The organism is Eggerthella sinensis (assembly GCF_003339815.1).
Taxonomy (GTDB): domain Bacteria; phylum Actinomycetota; class Coriobacteriia; order Coriobacteriales; family Eggerthellaceae; genus Eggerthella; species Eggerthella sinensis.
In genome coordinates, this window is the sequence record NZ_PPTT01000011.1 from 25,214 (window position 1) to 40,587 (window position 15,374).

The 15,374-nt window shown below is 63.8% G+C and carries 15 protein-coding genes; 5 read left to right on the forward strand and 10 right to left on the reverse strand.

Annotated features, from left to right (window positions below; genetic code table 11):
* Window positions 1-7: 7 nt before the first annotated feature.
* Genes C1876_RS07570 through C1876_RS07580 form a run of 3 tightly spaced genes read right to left on the reverse strand, consistent with a single transcriptional unit; the run spans window position 8 to window position 1,970 of the window.
* Complete coding sequence (locus C1876_RS07570) at window positions 8-706, reverse strand: ABC-2 transporter permease (protein WP_114546116.1); 699 nt, start codon at window positions 704-706, stop codon at window positions 8-10.
* Window positions 703-1,593 (reverse strand): ABC transporter ATP-binding protein, encoded by an 891-nt coding sequence (locus tag C1876_RS07575; RefSeq protein WP_114546117.1) that lies wholly within the window; start codon window positions 1,591-1,593, stop codon window positions 703-705. Before C1876_RS07575 ends, C1876_RS07570 begins: the two co-directional genes overlap by 4 nt.
* Complete coding sequence (locus C1876_RS07580) at window positions 1,593-1,970, reverse strand: GntR family transcriptional regulator (RefSeq protein ID WP_114546118.1); 378 nt, start codon at window positions 1,968-1,970, stop codon at window positions 1,593-1,595. The genes C1876_RS07575 and C1876_RS07580 overlap by 1 nt, the downstream gene beginning before the upstream one ends.
* 283 nt (window positions 1,971-2,253) lie before the next feature.
* On the opposite strand from C1876_RS07580, the gene C1876_RS07585 reads away from it, so the two are divergent.
* On the forward strand, window positions 2,254-2,673 hold the full coding sequence (locus C1876_RS07585) for a hypothetical protein (RefSeq protein ID WP_114546119.1): 420 nt from the start codon (window positions 2,254-2,256) through the stop codon (window positions 2,671-2,673).
* A gap of 15 nt (window positions 2,674-2,688) precedes the next feature.
* Window positions 2,689-3,141 (forward strand): type II toxin-antitoxin system VapC family toxin, encoded by a 453-nt coding sequence (locus C1876_RS07590; protein ID WP_114546120.1) that lies wholly within the window; start codon window positions 2,689-2,691, stop codon window positions 3,139-3,141.
* Between the two features lie 19 nt (window positions 3,142-3,160).
* On the opposite strand, the gene C1876_RS07595 is transcribed toward C1876_RS07590, so the two are convergent.
* On the reverse strand, window positions 3,161-3,952 hold the full coding sequence (locus tag C1876_RS07595) for an EFR1 family ferrodoxin (protein WP_114546121.1): 792 nt from the start codon (window positions 3,950-3,952) through the stop codon (window positions 3,161-3,163).
* A 118-nt stretch (window positions 3,953-4,070) separates the two neighbouring features.
* Here C1876_RS07595 and C1876_RS07600 point away from each other — a divergent pair, with 118 nt between their 5' ends.
* The gene (locus C1876_RS07600) at window positions 4,071-4,433 is read left to right on the forward strand and encodes an arsenate reductase family protein (RefSeq protein WP_114546122.1); all 363 of its coding nucleotides are present in this window, start codon (window positions 4,071-4,073) and stop codon (window positions 4,431-4,433) included.
* A gap of 19 nt (window positions 4,434-4,452) precedes the next feature.
* On the opposite strand, the gene dtd is transcribed toward C1876_RS07600, so the two are convergent.
* Complete coding sequence (gene dtd, locus C1876_RS07605; RefSeq protein WP_114546123.1) at window positions 4,453-4,899, reverse strand: D-aminoacyl-tRNA deacylase; 447 nt, start codon at window positions 4,897-4,899, stop codon at window positions 4,453-4,455.
* On the reverse strand, window positions 4,896-5,033 hold the full coding sequence (locus C1876_RS17610; RefSeq protein WP_158544646.1) for a tautomerase family protein: 138 nt from the start codon (window positions 5,031-5,033) through the stop codon (window positions 4,896-4,898). The genes dtd and C1876_RS17610 overlap by 4 nt, the downstream gene beginning before the upstream one ends.
* A 184-nt stretch (window positions 5,034-5,217) precedes the next feature.
* Here C1876_RS17610 and bilS point away from each other — a divergent pair, with 184 nt between their 5' ends.
* Complete coding sequence (gene bilS / locus C1876_RS07610) at window positions 5,218-5,733, forward strand: flavodoxin family protein BilS (RefSeq protein ID WP_114546124.1); 516 nt, start codon at window positions 5,218-5,220, stop codon at window positions 5,731-5,733.
* 2 nt (window positions 5,734-5,735) lie between these two features.
* The gene (locus C1876_RS07615) at window positions 5,736-6,008 is read left to right on the forward strand and encodes a TfoX/Sxy family protein (protein WP_114546125.1); all 273 of its coding nucleotides are present in this window, start codon (window positions 5,736-5,738) and stop codon (window positions 6,006-6,008) included.
* 12 nt (window positions 6,009-6,020) lie between these two features.
* On the opposite strand, the gene C1876_RS07620 is transcribed toward C1876_RS07615, so the two are convergent.
* From C1876_RS07620 to C1876_RS07635, 4 genes are all read right to left on the reverse strand, one after another.
* Window positions 6,021-6,962 (reverse strand): DUF368 domain-containing protein, encoded by a 942-nt coding sequence (locus C1876_RS07620; RefSeq protein WP_114546126.1) that lies wholly within the window; start codon window positions 6,960-6,962, stop codon window positions 6,021-6,023.
* 256 nt (window positions 6,963-7,218) lie between these two features.
* Window positions 7,219-8,718 (reverse strand): basic amino acid/polyamine antiporter, encoded by a 1,500-nt coding sequence (locus tag C1876_RS07625; RefSeq protein ID WP_114546127.1) that lies wholly within the window; start codon window positions 8,716-8,718, stop codon window positions 7,219-7,221.
* 83 nt (window positions 8,719-8,801) lie between these two features.
* Window positions 8,802-9,755, reverse strand: coding sequence for a histidine decarboxylase, pyruvoyl type (gene hdcA / locus C1876_RS07630; protein WP_114546128.1), 954 nt, complete (start codon window positions 9,753-9,755; stop codon window positions 8,802-8,804).
* A 225-nt stretch (window positions 9,756-9,980) separates the two neighbouring features.
* The gene (locus C1876_RS07635) at window positions 9,981-15,353 is read right to left on the reverse strand and encodes a YDG domain-containing protein (RefSeq protein WP_114546129.1); all 5,373 of its coding nucleotides are present in this window, start codon (window positions 15,351-15,353) and stop codon (window positions 9,981-9,983) included.
* Window positions 15,354-15,374: the final 21 nt, after the last annotated feature.

Sequence of the window (15,374 nt, forward strand, 5' to 3'; positions counted from 1 at the left end):
GGAGAGCCTATAGTTCGCGCTTGGCGTACAGGCGCGTGGAGATGGTGGCCGAGATCGCGTAGACGGCCGCGACGATCACGAGGATGGCGGCGGCCAAGCCGATGGTGCCGAGGGGCGTTTCAAGCAGCAGGTTGATGTTGGCCAGGAAGTCGGCGGGCGGGCCGTTGCCGTCGAGCGAGAACGCGATGAACACGCCGAAGATGATGAGCAGCGGCAGGTAGCGTACGCCCTTCGTCATGCCGAAACGCGAGAACACCGGCATGGTGATGGACAGCATGACCAGCAGCATGGCCAGGCCGGCCACGCAGGTGAACAGGATGGCCTGCCACGAGAAGTTCACCATGAGGTCGGCCAGCTGCGGCACGCTCGGCATGAGCTGCGCGGCGGCGATGACGATGAACGTGGTGAGCAGGCCCACGGCGATGCCGCATAGCGACAGCAGGGCGAAGCTGACGTAGCGGCCCACGATGACGTCCTTGCGCGCGATGGGCAGCGCAAGGCGGAACTGCTGCCAGTTGGCGCGTTCGTCGAGCGACAGGATGGTGATGGTGAGCGAGAAGGGAATCATCACGCCCACGGCGGGTGCCACTACGTACAGGTTGCCGATCATGATGCAGATGAAGATGCCCACGACGATGGCGATGCCCAGTTGCTGCAGCAGGTACTTCTTGGCGATCAGGAGATCGGACATGATCATAGCTTTCATCGGACCTCTCCTTTCAGCATGAGGGCCATGTACGTGTCGATATCGGCCTTGTCCAGGGCGATGTTCTTGAAGTTCTCGGCGAACGCGAAGCGGTCGGGCGCCAGCACGTCGATGCCGTAAGGGTGCCGCATGCTGCGCAGCTCGCCCGGGGCGAAGAAGCCGCTTGCAGCGATGTGCTCGAAGTCGGCCGCGCGGCAGTGCGCCACGCCGGCGAGGTCGGTGATGGCGTCCTTCTCGACGGAGAACACGATGCGGCCGTCATCGATGCACACGATGTAATCGGCGATTTTCTCAAGGTCGCTCGTGATGTGGCTCGACATGAGGATGCCGTGCCGTTCGTCGCGCATGTAGACGCGCAGCAGGTCGAGCGCTTCCTCGCGGGCGAGCGGGTCGAGACCGGCGGTGGCTTCGTCGAGGATGAGCAGGTCGGGGTCGTGTGCGAGCGCGCAGGCCAGCGACAGCTTCATGCTCATGCCGCGCGACAGGTCGTGCACGGTCTTGTCCTTCGGCAGCTCGAACTGCGCGAGACGCTGCTCGAAGTCGGCGGGGCTCCACGAGTCGTAACTGTAGGCCATGAGCTTGCCCACCGAGGCAATGGACATCTCCTCGGGGAAGGAGCACGTGTCGAACACGACGCCCGTGCGCTGTTTCGCCTGCTTGATGGCCTTCGCGCTGGCGTGCTCGCCCACGTTCTGGCCGAACAGCTCGATGGAGCCCGCGTCGGGGAAGATGAGCCCCAGGATGGCCTTGATGGTGGTGGTCTTGCCGGCGCCGTTGCTGCCGACGAAGCCCACCACGCTGCCGGCCGGAACCGTGAGGTCGATATTCTGGAGGTCGAAGCCGTCGTAGTGCTTCGACAGGCTGCGGATGCGGAGAAGATCGTTCATCAGTCGTCACTTTCTGCGATGAGGTCGAGCATGTCATGGAGCTCCCTGACCTCGACGTTCGCGCCGCGCGCTTCGTCGACGGCCTGGGTGAGCAGCTCCTCGATGTGGCGGAGGCGTTCTTCGCGCAGCAGCTCGAAGTTGCCGCCGGCCACGAAGCTGCCCTTGCCGGGCACCGTCTCGATGAAGCCTTGCGCTTCCAGCTCGGCGTAGGCGCGCTTCGTCGTGATGACGCTGATGCGCAGATCGCCGGCCAGCGCCCGGATGGAGGGCAGCTGCTGCCCCTCGTCCAGCTCACCCGTGAGGATGAGGGCTTTCATCTGCGAGACGATCTGGTCGTAGATGGGCCGGTCGCTCGCATTCGAGATGATGATGTCCAACTCAGGCTCCCTTTCGTGTTCCGTGCGCGCCGCGCCCGTGGGGGCGGGGCGGTGAAGAGCGGTTCGGCGTCCCGAATCGCCCGATGGCGCGTTGCGGCGTCCCGCTTCGCGCCGGGAGGGTCCAAGCACGTTCCTCGTCCCCTCCAACCGGGTAGTGTGTATATACCCGATATGCACACTATAAACAATAGCCACGGAAGCGTCAAGAAGGAATCGTAGGGAGGATATCGCTTGCATGTAATACTGTATTACCGTATAGTGATGGTGTTGAAAGGAGACTGATATGGCTATCGCCACAAAGCACAAAGCGACGCCTTCGAGTCATGAAAATACTTTTGAAGCGGCGGGAGCGAAAAGAGCAAGACAGGAGAAGCTCGTTCGGCCCGACACCATCGTCACTGCACGTGTTCCGGTGGAGATCAAAGAGCAAGGGGATGCCGTTTTGAGAAGGATAGGCTCGACCCCTACCGAACTCATCAACGCTGCGTATCGCTACGTCATCGAAAACGGCGAGCTCCCAAAAACAGATTCGCCGCTTGACGAAGTGGCTGTTCGACGGCGCACGCTCACTTCGGAGCAGAAGGCAAATATCAAGGCTCGCATTGATCGCATGACCTTGAAAGCCCCTGCATCGTGGTCTGGAAAGACGTTTGATGAATTGCGGGAAGAAGCTATGCGGGAAAAGTACCCGGAGTATTTCTAGCGAAGGAGAGCACTGATGCGTCTTTTGCTCGATACTAATGTTTTGCTCGACCTGCTTGCATGTCGGGAAGAGTTTTACCGGGAAGTGTGCGCCATCAAGGCTATGGGCCTGTATGGCGATGCCGATTTGTGGGTATCAGCGAAGTCTTTCACCGACGTGTTTTATCTTATGAGAAGACACGGCGAATTTGACAGTGCTGCCATTCAGGACGTCATTTTGGAAAACCTTGCTTACTTGAACGTGTGCGGGATCGGCAAAGAGGACATCGAAAACTCGGCTCGGGCCAAATGGCCCGATTTCGAAGACTGCCTCGTCGCGCTTTGCGCCGAAAAAGTGAAAGCCGATGTTCTTATCACGCGCGATAGGAAGGGATTCGAGCTTTCGCGCGTGACCCCTTGCTCTCCTTCTGACTTTGTCGATCATCTTGAAAAAGAGTACGGCATCGTGTACGACGAAGTTGATTGGTGAGCGTTCTAATGCGGAATGCTTACGCGCCTTTTTTGGCTCCGAGGACGGGGTTGGCGTAGCGGCCGCGGCGTTCGGTGCGGGGGCCGTATTGGATGGCGTTCACGGGGCAGCGATGCAGGCAAGCCAGGCATTGCGTGCATCCGAGCTCGGCCCAGCGGGGCGTGCCCTCGATGAGCGTGATGGTGTTCGTGGGACAGAGGTCGGCGCACTGCCCGCAGCTGATGCAGGTGGGCAGCGTGAAGAACTCGGCCGTCGAGCGCGGCTTCTCGTCCTTCGCGGTGAACTTCGACAGCACGATGCCCAGCGTGTTGCGGTGCTCGGCATGCACCTCCTCGCGCGCGACGATGCGGTCGGCCACGCGGCGCGTCTCGAGCTCGGCGCCGGCCAGGAGGCGTTCGCGCTTCTCGCCTTCGGCAGGGGCGTACAGGAAGGTGCAGTTGCCCACCGATTTCACGCTGAACGAGGCATCGAGGTTGATGCCCTGCTCTTTGAGCAGGAGATTGCCGAAGAAGCGCGCCGTGTTGCCCACGAAGGCGCCGCACGACAGCACGGCGAAGCAGTAGCCGGGCGTGAACGTTTCCTTGTTGCCCGTGCGGAAATGCGCGCGCTTGATGAACGCGTCGACGATGGGAGGGGTGGTCCAGGCGTAGGTGGGAAAGACGAATCCCAGCTGCTCGTCCTGCGCGAGCGTGAAGTCGAAGTCCTTGTACTTGTACGCTGCGCCGATGTCGACGAGCAGGTCGTCGGTTGCGCGCGCGATGGTTTGCGCCGCCGCGAGCGAGTTGCCGGTGCCGGTGAAGTAGAAGATCATGGGTGTGCCTTTCCGTCTGGACGTACCCAGTATAGCAAGGCGCGCCCGGGTTCGCGTTCACCCTTTGGTATCATGAGCGGGAAACCGGTTGTTGGCATGAACGAACCAAGGAGGAACCATGGCAGACGTGCTGTTCGTCGAGTATCCGAAGTGCTCCACGTGCAAGAAGGCGAAGGCGTGGCTCGACGCGCACGGCGTGGCGTACACCGACCGCCACATCGTCGAAGAGAACCCGACGGCTGCAGAGCTGGCCGCGTGGCATGCGACAAGCGGGCTGCCGTTGCGCCGCTTCTTCAACACGAGCGGCATGCTGTATCGCGAGCGCAACGTGAAGGCCCTGCTCGACGCCGGCATGAGCGACGAGGACGCCTACGCCTTGCTCGCCGAGAACGGCATGATGGTGAAGCGCCCGCTCGTGGTGGGCGACGGCTTCGTGCTCGTCGGCTTCAAGGAAGCGGAGTGGGAGCAGGCGCTGCTCTAGGCGCGCTCGGGCGCAGCCCCTACAGCGTGTCGGTGTCGAGCCACAGCGTGAAGGGCCCGTCGTTGACGAGGCTCACGTCCATGTACGCGCCGAAGCGCCCCGTTTCCACGCGGGACACGTCGCGGCGCGCGCGTTCGACGAACCATTCGTACAGACGGTTCGCCTCGTCGGGCGCGCCCGCCTCGGTGAAAGAGGGGCGGTTGCCCCGCTTGCAGTTCGCGAACAGGGTGAACTGCGACACCACGAGCACCTCGCCGCCGACGTCGGCGAGCGAGAGGTTCGTCTTGCCGTCGGCATCTTCGAAGATGCGCAGGCGCGCTATCTTGCTCCACAGGCGTTCGGCCTGCTGCTCGGTGTCGTCGTGACCGACGCCGAGCAGGATGAGCAGCCCGCGCTCGATGGCGCCCGCCGTCTGCCCGTCGATGTCCACCTGCGCGCGGCTCACGCGCTGCACCACCGCCCTCATCGCTCGTCCGCGCCTTCGTGCGCGCGGCGATACGGCACGTGCATGATGGCCGATGCGGTGGCGGTGAGCTGTTCGATGAGGTCTTTCTTCTGCGCGGCGTCGAGCGGGCCGCCTTCGACGGTGAGGTAGGGCATGGGCATCCTTTCTCGGAGCGATGGCGTCATTATCGCACAGCGGCGCCGCGCTGGATGGCGCAACGCCTTGTTGCGCGCGCCTGCGTGCTGATCGTGTGCGTCGTGTTTACCGGGGGCGCGACGGGGTGTATAACGTTCGAAACACCGATGAAGGCGCCGACGTGCGCACGAGGGAGGACGCATCATGAGCTATGCGATTGTGTACGATAGCAGCACCGGCAACACCGAGCAGCTGGCTCGTGCGGTAGCCGCCGCGCTGCCGAGCGAGGATTGCGTGGCGTTCGGCCGCGTCGGCGACGTGGACCGTGCGGCGCTCGCTCAGGCCGATCGCGTGTACGTGGGGTTTTGGACGAACCGCGGCGACTGCACCGACGAGCTGGCCGAGGTTCTGGTCACGCTGGGCGGCAAGGACGTGTTTCTGTTCGGGACAGCCGGGTTCGGTGCCGACGAGACGTACTTCGCCGGGGTCGTGTCGCGCGTGCTCGTGCATCTGCCGGAATCGGCGCAGGTGATTGGCTCGTTCATGTGCCAAGGTCGTATGCCGGCCGTGGTGCGCAGCCGCTACGTGCAAACCGCCGAGGCCAAGCCGGAGCAGGCGGCGCGCATGCAGCAGCTCATCGACAACTTCGACGAAGCGTCGAACCACCCCAACGACGACGACCTGGCGCGCCTGCGCGCCGCGGTTGTCGGAGCGGAGTAACCATGGCGAAGCTGACCGACCTCCCCAACATCGGCCCTCACGCCGAGCAGCAGCTCGCCGAGGTAGGCGTGGCCACGCCCGACGATCTGCTGACGATGGGTGCCGAGCAGGCCTGGCTCAAGGTGCAAACCATCGACCCGGGCGTGTGCCTGCACATGCTGTACGCGCTCGAGGGCGCGGTGCAGGGCATCCCGAAGGCGCACCTCGACCCGGCGCGCAAGCAGGAGCTCAAGGAGTTCATGAACGCTCATCAGCCTGCAGCTGCGGCCGAGTAGGGAAGCGGCACGCTAGGCGCTCTCGCGCGCCTCGGTGCTCTCGTTCTCGTGCGCGGGCTCGGGCTCTTCCAGCCGCGTCCTCAGCAGCTGCAGGCCGCCCACCACGATGCCGCCGACGAGGAAGAACACGAGATCGAACGAGCCGATGCCCATGGCGGGCTGCGGCACGCTCAGCGTGAGCGGCCCCTGCGTGATGGAGAACAGCGATCCTGCCATCATGCCGATGATGGCGTAGATGGTCTGCGAGCGGAAGCGCGCCAAACACAGGCGGATGAGCCGCACGAACAACAGCACGCCGCAGGCCACGCCGGCGGCGAACACGACGAGGATAGGCAGATAGGCCAGGTCGAGTCCCATCACGGCGCGCACCGCGCCCATGATGGGCACGTACAGCCCGAAGATGAGCAGCAGCGTGGAGCCCGAAATGCCGGGCAGCACCATGGCCGAGATGGCCACCATGGCCGCGAAGAACACGTACGCCACGAGCCCCGCATCGAGACTGCCCGCCGCCACGTCGATGCCCGTGCCTGCGGCCGGACTCAACAGCGTCACCGCCACCACGAGCGCGATGCCCGCCCCGGCGAACACGAGGTTTCCCAGCCGTCCCTTCAGCGCCTGCCGTTCTTCCCGGACGACGATGGGGATGGCGAACACGATGAAGCCCATGAACAGCGAGCTCACCGCATAGATGTGCGAGTCGAAGAAGCTGGTGAGCACGAGCGCCGAGAGCCCGAAGCCCACTACCCAGCCCAGACCCAGCTTGAGCAGGAAGCGCAGGGCGGCGAAGCGCGCCTGCTTCGTGCCGTGAAACAGGTCGTCGAGCGAGCCGATGAAGCGGTCGTAGAAGCCCAGCAGGAACGCGACGGTACCGCCTGATACGCCCGGCACGCTGTCGGCCAGCGCCATGCAGAATCCGCGCACGAAATTGATGATGACTCCGGTTGCGCCCTTCACGAATGGGACCTCCTCTTGCCGTCGATAGCTTCCAGCATGGCGTATCCGCACGGAAAGTCCCAGGTGGCGCGCCGCGACCCTGCAAGATTTCCAAACCGCTTAAGAATCGGTAAAAGCTGTGTAAAGGGAAGGTAAAGAGAGAAGGGCAGGGGAGGTGGAGAGCAGCAGGGCGCGGAAAGGCGGAGAGGCGGGCGCGCAAAAAGGCCCGGGCCGCTGGGCGGCTCCGGGCCTTCGACATCGCGCCAAGCGAGGTTGGCTAGATGTGGATGTTGCCGAACGTGATGACCGAGTAGATGAGGCCGGCGATGCCGAGCGCCAGCACCACGGCGAGGATGATCTTATCGGATCGCGACGAGAACAGCTTCGCCTTCGGGTCGTGCTGCTTCACGCCCGCGATGTACAGCGGCAGGCCCACGGCGTACACGATGCAGGCCACCATGAGGTAGTTGAGGCCCGCGGCGTAGATGAGCCATAAGCCGTACAGCGAACCGGCTGCGCCCGTGAAGATGGCCATCCCGCGGCTGGCGAAGATGCCGCTGGGGTATTCCTTCTTGTAGGCGATCTTGAACAGGAACAACGTGCAGAAGAAGTAGCACGGCAGCGCCATGACGCTCGTGATGCTGATCATGGTGGTCCAGGCGTTGCTGCCGATGAAGAACGAGGCGATGAGCACCACCTGAATGACGATGGTCGTCCACAGAAGCGACGTGGAGGGCGAACCCTGCTTGTTCTCCTTCGTGAACATCTTGGGGAAGATGCCGCTCTTCGATGCAGCCAGCGGCATCTCGCCCAGCATGAGCATCCAGACGAGCCAGGAGCTGAGCACCGATATGATAACGCCGGCGTTCACCATGATCTCGCCCCAGCTGCCGAACGATTTCAGCATGATGGCCGCCATGGACGGGTCGGCCATGTTGCCGATTTCCGCCTGCGAGTACACGCCGAGGGGCAGCAGCGACACGATGATGTACAGGGCAAGCGTCACGAGGAAGCCGATGGTGGTCGCCTTACGCACGGCGGCCTGCGACTTCGCCTTGCCGGACACGACCACGGCGCCCTCGATGCCGAGGAACAGCCACAGCGTGACCAGCATGGTGGACGACACCTGCGGCATGACGTTGTCGAAGTTCAGCGTAAGGTCGATGCCGTCCTTGATGCCCCAGAAACCCTCCATGAACACCGAGAACTTGAACACGGTAGCCACGGCCAGAATAAAGATGATGACGGGCAGCAGCTTGCCGATGGTGCCGATGATGTTCAGGAAGCTCGTGGACTTCGCGCCGCGCAAGGCGAGCAGGTACATGATCCACGTGATGATGGACCCGCCGATGATGGACGGGATGTTGTTGCCGCCGGAGAAATCGGGCACGAAGTAGTTCAGCGTGGCCATGACGAGCACGGAATAGGCAACAAGCGCGAAGCAGTTGCAAATCCAGTATCCGTACGCCACGAAGAAGCCGATCAGCTTGCCGAAGCCCTTCTCGGCATACGTGTACAGGCCGTTCGTGAGTTCGGGGCGGGCAGCTGACAGGATGCGGAACGTGTTCGCGATGAACCAGATGCCGATGCCCGTAACCACCCAGGCGATGATGATGGCTCCTGCGGAAGCGTCTGCCGCCATGTTCTGGGGGAGGTTGTAGATGCCTCCGCCGATCATGGCGCTGATGACGATGCCCACCAGGCCGATCAGGCCAACTTTCTTCGAGCTGTCCTGGGCCGATGTTCCGCCGGAACCGGAAGCGGTTTTATCTGCCATGTTTCCAGTCCTTGTCTAACGTATTCGAGCCGCTCGGGGACCACCCGGGCGGCTCGAAGGTGGATTGCGTAGGGGAGACGTGCTTAGTCGAGGTTGGTGAGCGGCTCGAAGTCCATTTCCTTCAGCCAATCGGTGAGGTGCAGATCGTTGAGGGAATCGAAGCCGGTGGAAGGCACGGCGTTGCGCGCCAGGGTGACGTAGGGGCCCACCGTGATGGCGTTGCCGATCTCGCCCGGCTTCATCATGCGGTGCGCGAAGCCGACGTACGTGCGGTCGTACACGACGTTCTGGTCGCGGCCGCACTCGACGACGGACCAGACGATGGCCTTGCGGTGGTCTTCGAGGAACTTGATCATGTCCTCTTCGTTGTCGTTCTCGGTCCACACGCCGGCATCCTCGATGAACAGGTCGGCGGCGAAGTCGCGGTCGGCGGACAGGGAGATGGCGATGAAGGACCACACGCCGTAGCCCTCGCCGTCCTTGAGAGGACGGTCGGTCTTCGGGCGATAGGCGACGACGCCCTTGTTCGCGCAGATGGTGTGCGCACCCGGGATGGGGTGGTAGCGGCGGTTGTCTTCGGTGCCGAACAGCTCGACGCCGGCGTTCAGCAGCGGTTGAGCGTCGAACACCTTGAGCTCGCGATCGTTCCACTGCTTCGCGGTGAACAGCGGCTTGCTCTTGCCGTTGTCGACGTCGTCGTGACGAGCGACGTCGTAGCCCCACACCTGACCGGCCATGCCGCAGAACGACGAAGCGGTGAGCATGTTGATCTGTCCGACGTAGGCATCGGCGGCCTCGGCCTTGTCGTACGTGACGATGCGGTCGACCAGGGCGTCGTTCGTCTTCTCGACGACGCCGGCGGACACCTTCAGCACGGACACGTAGCCGTTGCCGTACGCGCCCGGCATGCCGTAGCCGTCGCAGTAATCGTCATACGGGCTGATGGCCGTCTTGTCGATGTGCGGCGCGCGCATGGTCGCGTGAAAGTCGGATTCGCGGGCGATGGAGCGGTTGCGCCTCTCTTCGACGTTCTTCATGGATAGGTCTCCTTTCGTTGTGAACAAGTTTCGCGCTGATTGTATGGCCCTCCGCGCGCGCTGAATTTCGCAACGGGGTTTCGATGGCGAGCCGTGCTTTCCCCGATGCCTTGCCGTCAAGCCCCTGAAACGGGGATGTAAGGCGTACGGAAGGCGGCGAAACGAGAAGACGCCGGATGGCGGAAAGCCGTCCGGCGTCTTTGACGTTGGGTTTTACGGTTGTCGTTACCGCGGCTGCTTGCGCAGGCGCACCGCTGCGGCAATCATGACCCCGGCCGACGCGGCCAACAGGGCGATCCATGCGAACACGGCGGTGCTATCGCCCGTTTTCGTCGAGGCCGAACCCGCAGCGCTCGGCGAGCCCGCATCGCCCGGGGTGCCCGCGCCGCCCGGAGCGCCCGACGTGCCCGCGTCGCCCGGCTTGAGGGGCGGGAGCGGCTTCGGATCGGGGATGCCGCCGCCGTTGGTTTCCTTGATGGAGAAGGCGGCGGTGTCCGTCACGCTGATGCGGTAGTTCGCCGCGCCGTCGAGCGCTTCGATGGCCTGTAGCATCTCGTCGCGGTTCGCCCACCGCACGGTGTACGTGCCCGCCTTCGCGCTGTCGGCAGGGAACCCGGCGAAGACCGTCTCTTGGTCGGGCGTCAGCTGTTCGTTCTCAAGCAGGCCTTCGTAGGACAGGGCGGCCGTGGGCAGGGCTTCGCCGACGTTCAACGACGTCTTCGAGAGGACGACGCCGATGACGAGGTCGCGCGGTTCGATCTTGAAGCCGGTCGTGATCTCACCCTGGTTCGTGTCGTCTTCGTAAACGGCCTTGACCAGGTACGACCCGGCGTTTCGGGGCGCGTCGGACGCGAAGGTGGCGCCGCCATCGGCGCTGTAGAGCACCGTCCAAGCAGCGTTTCCTGACGACGACCCGTCGAAGCGGTAGGATGGATTGGGCGTGGAGCCGTAGGTCAGGTTGTCCTGCGTCAGATGCAGGCGCGACGGGTCGATGACGTTCTTGTCGGTCACGCGCAGCACGGCGGTCTGCGAAGCGGCCCGGTACGCGCCCGGCACCGCTTCGGTGGCGGCGGTGACGGTGATCTCCGTGTTCGGAGCGGCGTCCGCCGGGATGGTGAACGCGCCGTCGAACGGGATCTCGGCGCCGTCGCCGATACGGTAGGAAAGCGCGACCTCCTGCGGCAGCCGGTCGGCGAAGGCGCTGTCGTGCGGATTCTTCGCCGTCGCGTGGACGGTTACCTTCTGGCCGCGAATCTGCACGGTGGGCAGGTCGATGGCGATGACGGGCGTCGTCTCGTTCACCTGCACGGTCACGTTCGCGATGACGGGGTCGTAGTGCGTCTTGCCGTCCTCGTCCGAAATCGGGGCGAACGCGGCGGAGTAGGAACCCGTCTGCGCGGGACGCGTGCCGTCGTCTTGCCAGCTCCAGGTGCCGGACACCACAACGCCGTTGTGCGGGTTGGTGCCGGTGCCCGCCAGCGCGGCGTCCTTGAGCGTTTGGCCGTACTCGATGGAGCTTGCAAGCTCGGTGAACTGGGGCGTGGCGTTGCGGAGCTCCACCTCGATAGGGCCGGGCACCGCGGCGTAGTGATCGGCGTCGTCGGGTTGGAAGAGCATCGTATGCGTGAGGTTTGCGCCGTCGGGCACAACGGTCTCGTCCTCCCAGGCGAACGAGCCCGGAAGCGACCCTTCGCCGCCGTCGAGCGCGGCGTCTTTCAGCTGCTGGCCGTACACGACCGACGCGGACGGCCACGAGGCCACCGCAGGCACGGCTTTGACGATGTCGCCGGTGGCGGAAAGCGTGTCGGAGGCCAGCGCGTAGTTGCGGGTGACGGCGGTGTCGAGGAGCTTCACGGCGACGGTGACCGCCTTGCCGGTGCCCACTTCGGCATCGTCGAAGGCCGCCGTCTCCTCGTAGTCCGTCCCGCATGCAAGCGACTCGCCCGCGGCAAGCCCGTCGAACGCGAGCGCGGGCGTTTCAACGTTGGTTTTCCCGTCGTAGGCCTTCGGTGCGACGACGCCTGCAAGCTGCGGCGTGAGCGCCTGTCGCTCGATGGCGAACTCGAGCGTGACGCTGCCGGTGAAGTTGCCGTGTTCGGTAGCCGTCGCGGTCGCCTTCGCCGTGCCGACGTCCTTGTTGCGCTCGTACGCGACGGTGAAGTCGTCGGCGGTGAGCGTGGGGTCGGCTGCGGTCAGGGCGGGCTCCTGCGCGGTGCCGTTGTAGGGCACGGCGGGCATCGCCTCGAATGCCGCTGCGGTCAGCGCGTTCTCGAGAGCCGTCACGGTGAGGTCGCTCGTGACGTTGCCGAAGTCGGTGACGTTCCAGGCGCGGTACTTCCGCGGGAGCGCGGGCGGCACGAGCGCATCGCCCTTGTTGTTCGTGTACAGCACGGCGACCACGTCGTTGTTCGGTTTGACGAAGGTGACTTGGAACACCTGCTCGGGCGCGAGCGGGGGCGTCGGATCGGGATTGCCCGGATCGGGCGGCGTTTGCGGTTTCGCGTAGAGCCACGGCGTGGTTTTGCCTTCGCTGTTCAGCTTCTGGCCCCATACGTACTCGCTGTTCGCCTTTTGCAGCAGGTAGGCCACTTCGCCGTTTTCGATCTGCGCCTCGGTTGCGGACGTGGTTCCGGTGCTGGGGGCGGGCCCGCTCGGGTTGTATCCGCCGCTCAGGTTGGCCGCCTCGAGGAAGAAGTTGTTGCTGCACCCGTCCTCCCACTTGTTCCAGCCGATGATGGCGCCCGTTTCGCGCGGCGCGCTTGTATCGTAGACCCTGATGTCGGTCGTGTTGTTGAAGCAGTTGGCCACCGTGCCGCCGTGCGATTCAAGCTCGCCGACGATGCCGCCGGGGCTGAGGTTGGCAATGACGGAGCTGTCGTTGAAGCAGTTCGACACGGCGGTGCCCACGCTCTTGGCGCTCTTGCTCGTGCCGTCGGCCAGGTACCCCACAATACCGCCCGCGCCATCGAGCGGGACGCTGCCTCCCGACTGCTCTTTGGTGGAAATGCGGTTGTCCTTGCTCGTGCATGCGGTGATGGTTGAATTCTTGGCCTGACCTGCGATGCCGCCGGCGAGGTACGTGCCTTCGATGGTGCATCCCTCAACGATGACGTTGCTGATGCGCGCGTTCTCAATGCTGGCGAACAGGCCCTGCGCAATCGAGTCAGCGCTGTCGTATTGATTGATGGCGAGGCCTTTGATGGTGTGGCCGTTGCCTTCGAACGACCCGCTGAAGGGCTGGTCGCGATCGTTGTCTCCCGTGTTGGCGAACGTGCCGATAGCGGTGAAGTTGTTGCTCTGGGATGGGTCGAACGCGATGTCGCTTATCAGCTCCCAGGACTTGTCGAGGAACAGGTCGTTGCGTTCGGCGGTGTACTTCGATAGGAGCGCAAGCTGCTCGGGCGTGCCAATCTTGTAGGGGTCTTCGGCTGTGCCCGCTCCCTCGAACGGGAATGGCCCGATGGCCGTGAGGGTTTCGTCCTGCGCGTAGACGTCCCCGGAGGCGGCGGTGGTGCCGTCTTCGTGCCGCCAGGAGTCGGTGTGGTCGAGCGCGGGCAGGTCGATGGTGCCGTCCGCGCGGGTGAAGACGGGGCTCAGCTTCGAGCCGTCCACCGTTTTGAACGATATGCGACAGGTGGCGATGGCGCCGTCGCCGGCGAAATCGGGATGGGTCGCGTCTTGGCACCAGGTGGCGCTCGAGGGCTCGGTTCCTCCCTTGGTGTTGAGCAGCCAGGCCACCTCGCCGCTTGCGAATGCGTCGAGGGTTTTCTGACCGTTGGCTAGGCTGTTTCCGAGGCCCTTTCCGGCGGCTGTGCGATCGACATGGTAGTAGCCGTCGCCCCGAACGGTCGCGGAATCGTAGATGAGGCCGATAATGCCGCCTTGAATGTCCGGCGAGGTGCTTACTTCTTCAAGGTTGAACAGATCATTCAGGTCGTACGTGCCGTTCAGCGTGGCCGCGATGCCGCCGCCGACAGAGGTTCCGGTGATCGTTCCCGTATTGTAGCAGGCGGTAAAGGCGCCGGTGTCTCCGGAGGTGCCGGTGACGCCCGAGATGCCGCCGGCGGAGCCGTCCTTGCCGATCGCTGTGAGGGACCCTGTGTTGACGCAGCGGGAGAAGGTGCTGCCGGTTGAGCGACCTGCGATGCCGCCGACGCTGTCGAACCCTCCGTTCGCTCCGGTCACCGCCCCCGTGTTCGTGCAGTCGGTGAACGAGGAGTTCTGCGCGTTGCCCACGAATCCGCCAGCGTTCGCGTTGCCGCCTACCGTGCCGCTGCTCGTGCAGCCTTCGAACGTCGTGCCGTTCGCCTTGCCCGCGAACGCGCCTACCGCTCCCTCGCTCGCGTTGTTCACGACGGTGTCGGTGAGAACGAGGTTCTTGATGGCGGCGCTGCCCGTCTCGCCGAAGAGCGCTGCGCTGCCCGTGGTGTTGATGCCGCTGATGGTGTGGCCGTTCCCGTCGAACGTGCCGGTGAAGGGGGCGGTCGAGGTGCCGATAGCGGCGAAGTTGTCCGTTTGGGTGCTGTCGAACGCGATGTCGTCCATCAGCTTCCAGCACTTGTTGGCGAACTTGGCGTTGCTGTCTGCCGTGTACTGGGAGAGCGCGGAAAGCTGCTCGGCGGTTTCGATCCGATAGGGCGCGTCGTCCGTGCCCGCTCCTTCGAAGGGAGGTTTCGCGACGGCGAACACAGTGGTGTCTGCCGTGAAGGGCCCTGCGAGATCCACGGCGTTGCCGGCGGCGTCCCGCCAGGAGACCACGTTGTTGAACGCCGGCGCGACGACCGACCCGTCCGCCCGGGTGTAGGCGTACTTGAACGTGCCGTCGACATCGGTGAACGTGATGCGCTGCGTGGCAAGGAAGGTGGAGCTATCGGCGAACACGGGATGGTCGGCACCCTGCGACCACGTGCCGGAGTTGGCTGCCTTGCCGTCATCCGTGTTGAGCAGGTAGGCCACCTCGCCGTTCTGGAACGCTTCGAGAGGTTTTTGCTTGGGGGCGATCATGCTTTGGTTGGTTGCTCCGGAAGCGAGCTTGTCGATGTGGTAATAGACGCCCCTGAACGTGTAATAGAGGTAGGAAAACCCGGTCAATCCGCCCTTGCTGTAGCTTCCGGTAGCCTCTTGATAGTTGAAAAGCCCGGTTGAGGGAACGGAGGAGTTCAGGGTATTCAGCGTTCCCGCTATGCCTCCGCCATACACCGCTCCCACGAATTCGCCGGTGTTGTAGCAGTTGACGAATGCGTCGTGGTCGCTCTGCCCGATAATGCCGCCTGCTTTGCCATCGTTTCCGAGCGAGGTGATGGTGCCGTTGTTGACGCAGCGGGTAAATATGCAGTCGTAACTGGAAAATCCGGCGATACCGCCGACCTGGTTTCCACCTGTGACGTTTCCGTTGTTCGTGCAGTCCAGGAACTCTGTGGATTTCGGATTTCCGACGATTCCGCCCACGATTTTCGTGCCGTCTATCGTGGCCTCATTCGTGCAGTTCTCGAACTTCGAGTTGTCCGACGTGGCCGCGAAGGCGCCAACGTAACCGTCGCTTGAGGTGACAAGCGAGTCTTTGATGGTGAGATTTTTGATGGTAGCGCCGTTCACCACTTGGAACAGCGCTGAGCGACC

Bases quoted from the DNA above. Each gene is read 5' to 3' on its own strand.
- C1876_RS07570 (WP_114546116.1), bottom strand. From the start codon at position 706: ATGAAAGCTATGATCATGTCCGATCTCCTGATCGCCAAGAAGTACCTG.
- C1876_RS17610 (WP_158544646.1), bottom strand. From the start codon at position 5,033: ATGCCCTACCTCACCGTCGAAGGCGGCCCGCTCGACGCCGCGCAGAAG.
- dtd (WP_114546123.1), bottom strand. From the start codon at position 4,899: ATGAGGGCGGTGGTGCAGCGCGTGAGCCGCGCGCAGGTGGACATCGAC.
- C1876_RS07615 (WP_114546125.1), top strand. From the start codon at position 5,736: ATGGCGAAGCTGACCGACCTCCCCAACATCGGCCCTCACGCCGAGCAG.
- C1876_RS07600 (WP_114546122.1), top strand. From the start codon at position 4,071: ATGGCAGACGTGCTGTTCGTCGAGTATCCGAAGTGCTCCACGTGCAAG.
- C1876_RS07575 (WP_114546117.1), bottom strand. From the start codon at position 1,593: ATGAACGATCTTCTCCGCATCCGCAGCCTGTCGAAGCACTACGACGGC.
- C1876_RS07625 (WP_114546127.1), bottom strand. From the start codon at position 8,718: ATGGCAGATAAAACCGCTTCCGGTTCCGGCGGAACATCGGCCCAGGAC.
- C1876_RS07585 (WP_114546119.1), top strand. From the start codon at position 2,254: ATGGCTATCGCCACAAAGCACAAAGCGACGCCTTCGAGTCATGAAAAT.
- bilS (WP_114546124.1), top strand. From the start codon at position 5,218: ATGAGCTATGCGATTGTGTACGATAGCAGCACCGGCAACACCGAGCAG.
- C1876_RS07595 (WP_114546121.1), bottom strand. From the start codon at position 3,952: ATGATCTTCTACTTCACCGGCACCGGCAACTCGCTCGCGGCGGCGCAA.
- hdcA (WP_114546128.1), bottom strand. From the start codon at position 9,755: ATGAAGAACGTCGAAGAGAGGCGCAACCGCTCCATCGCCCGCGAATCC.
- C1876_RS07590 (WP_114546120.1), top strand. From the start codon at position 2,689: ATGCGTCTTTTGCTCGATACTAATGTTTTGCTCGACCTGCTTGCATGT.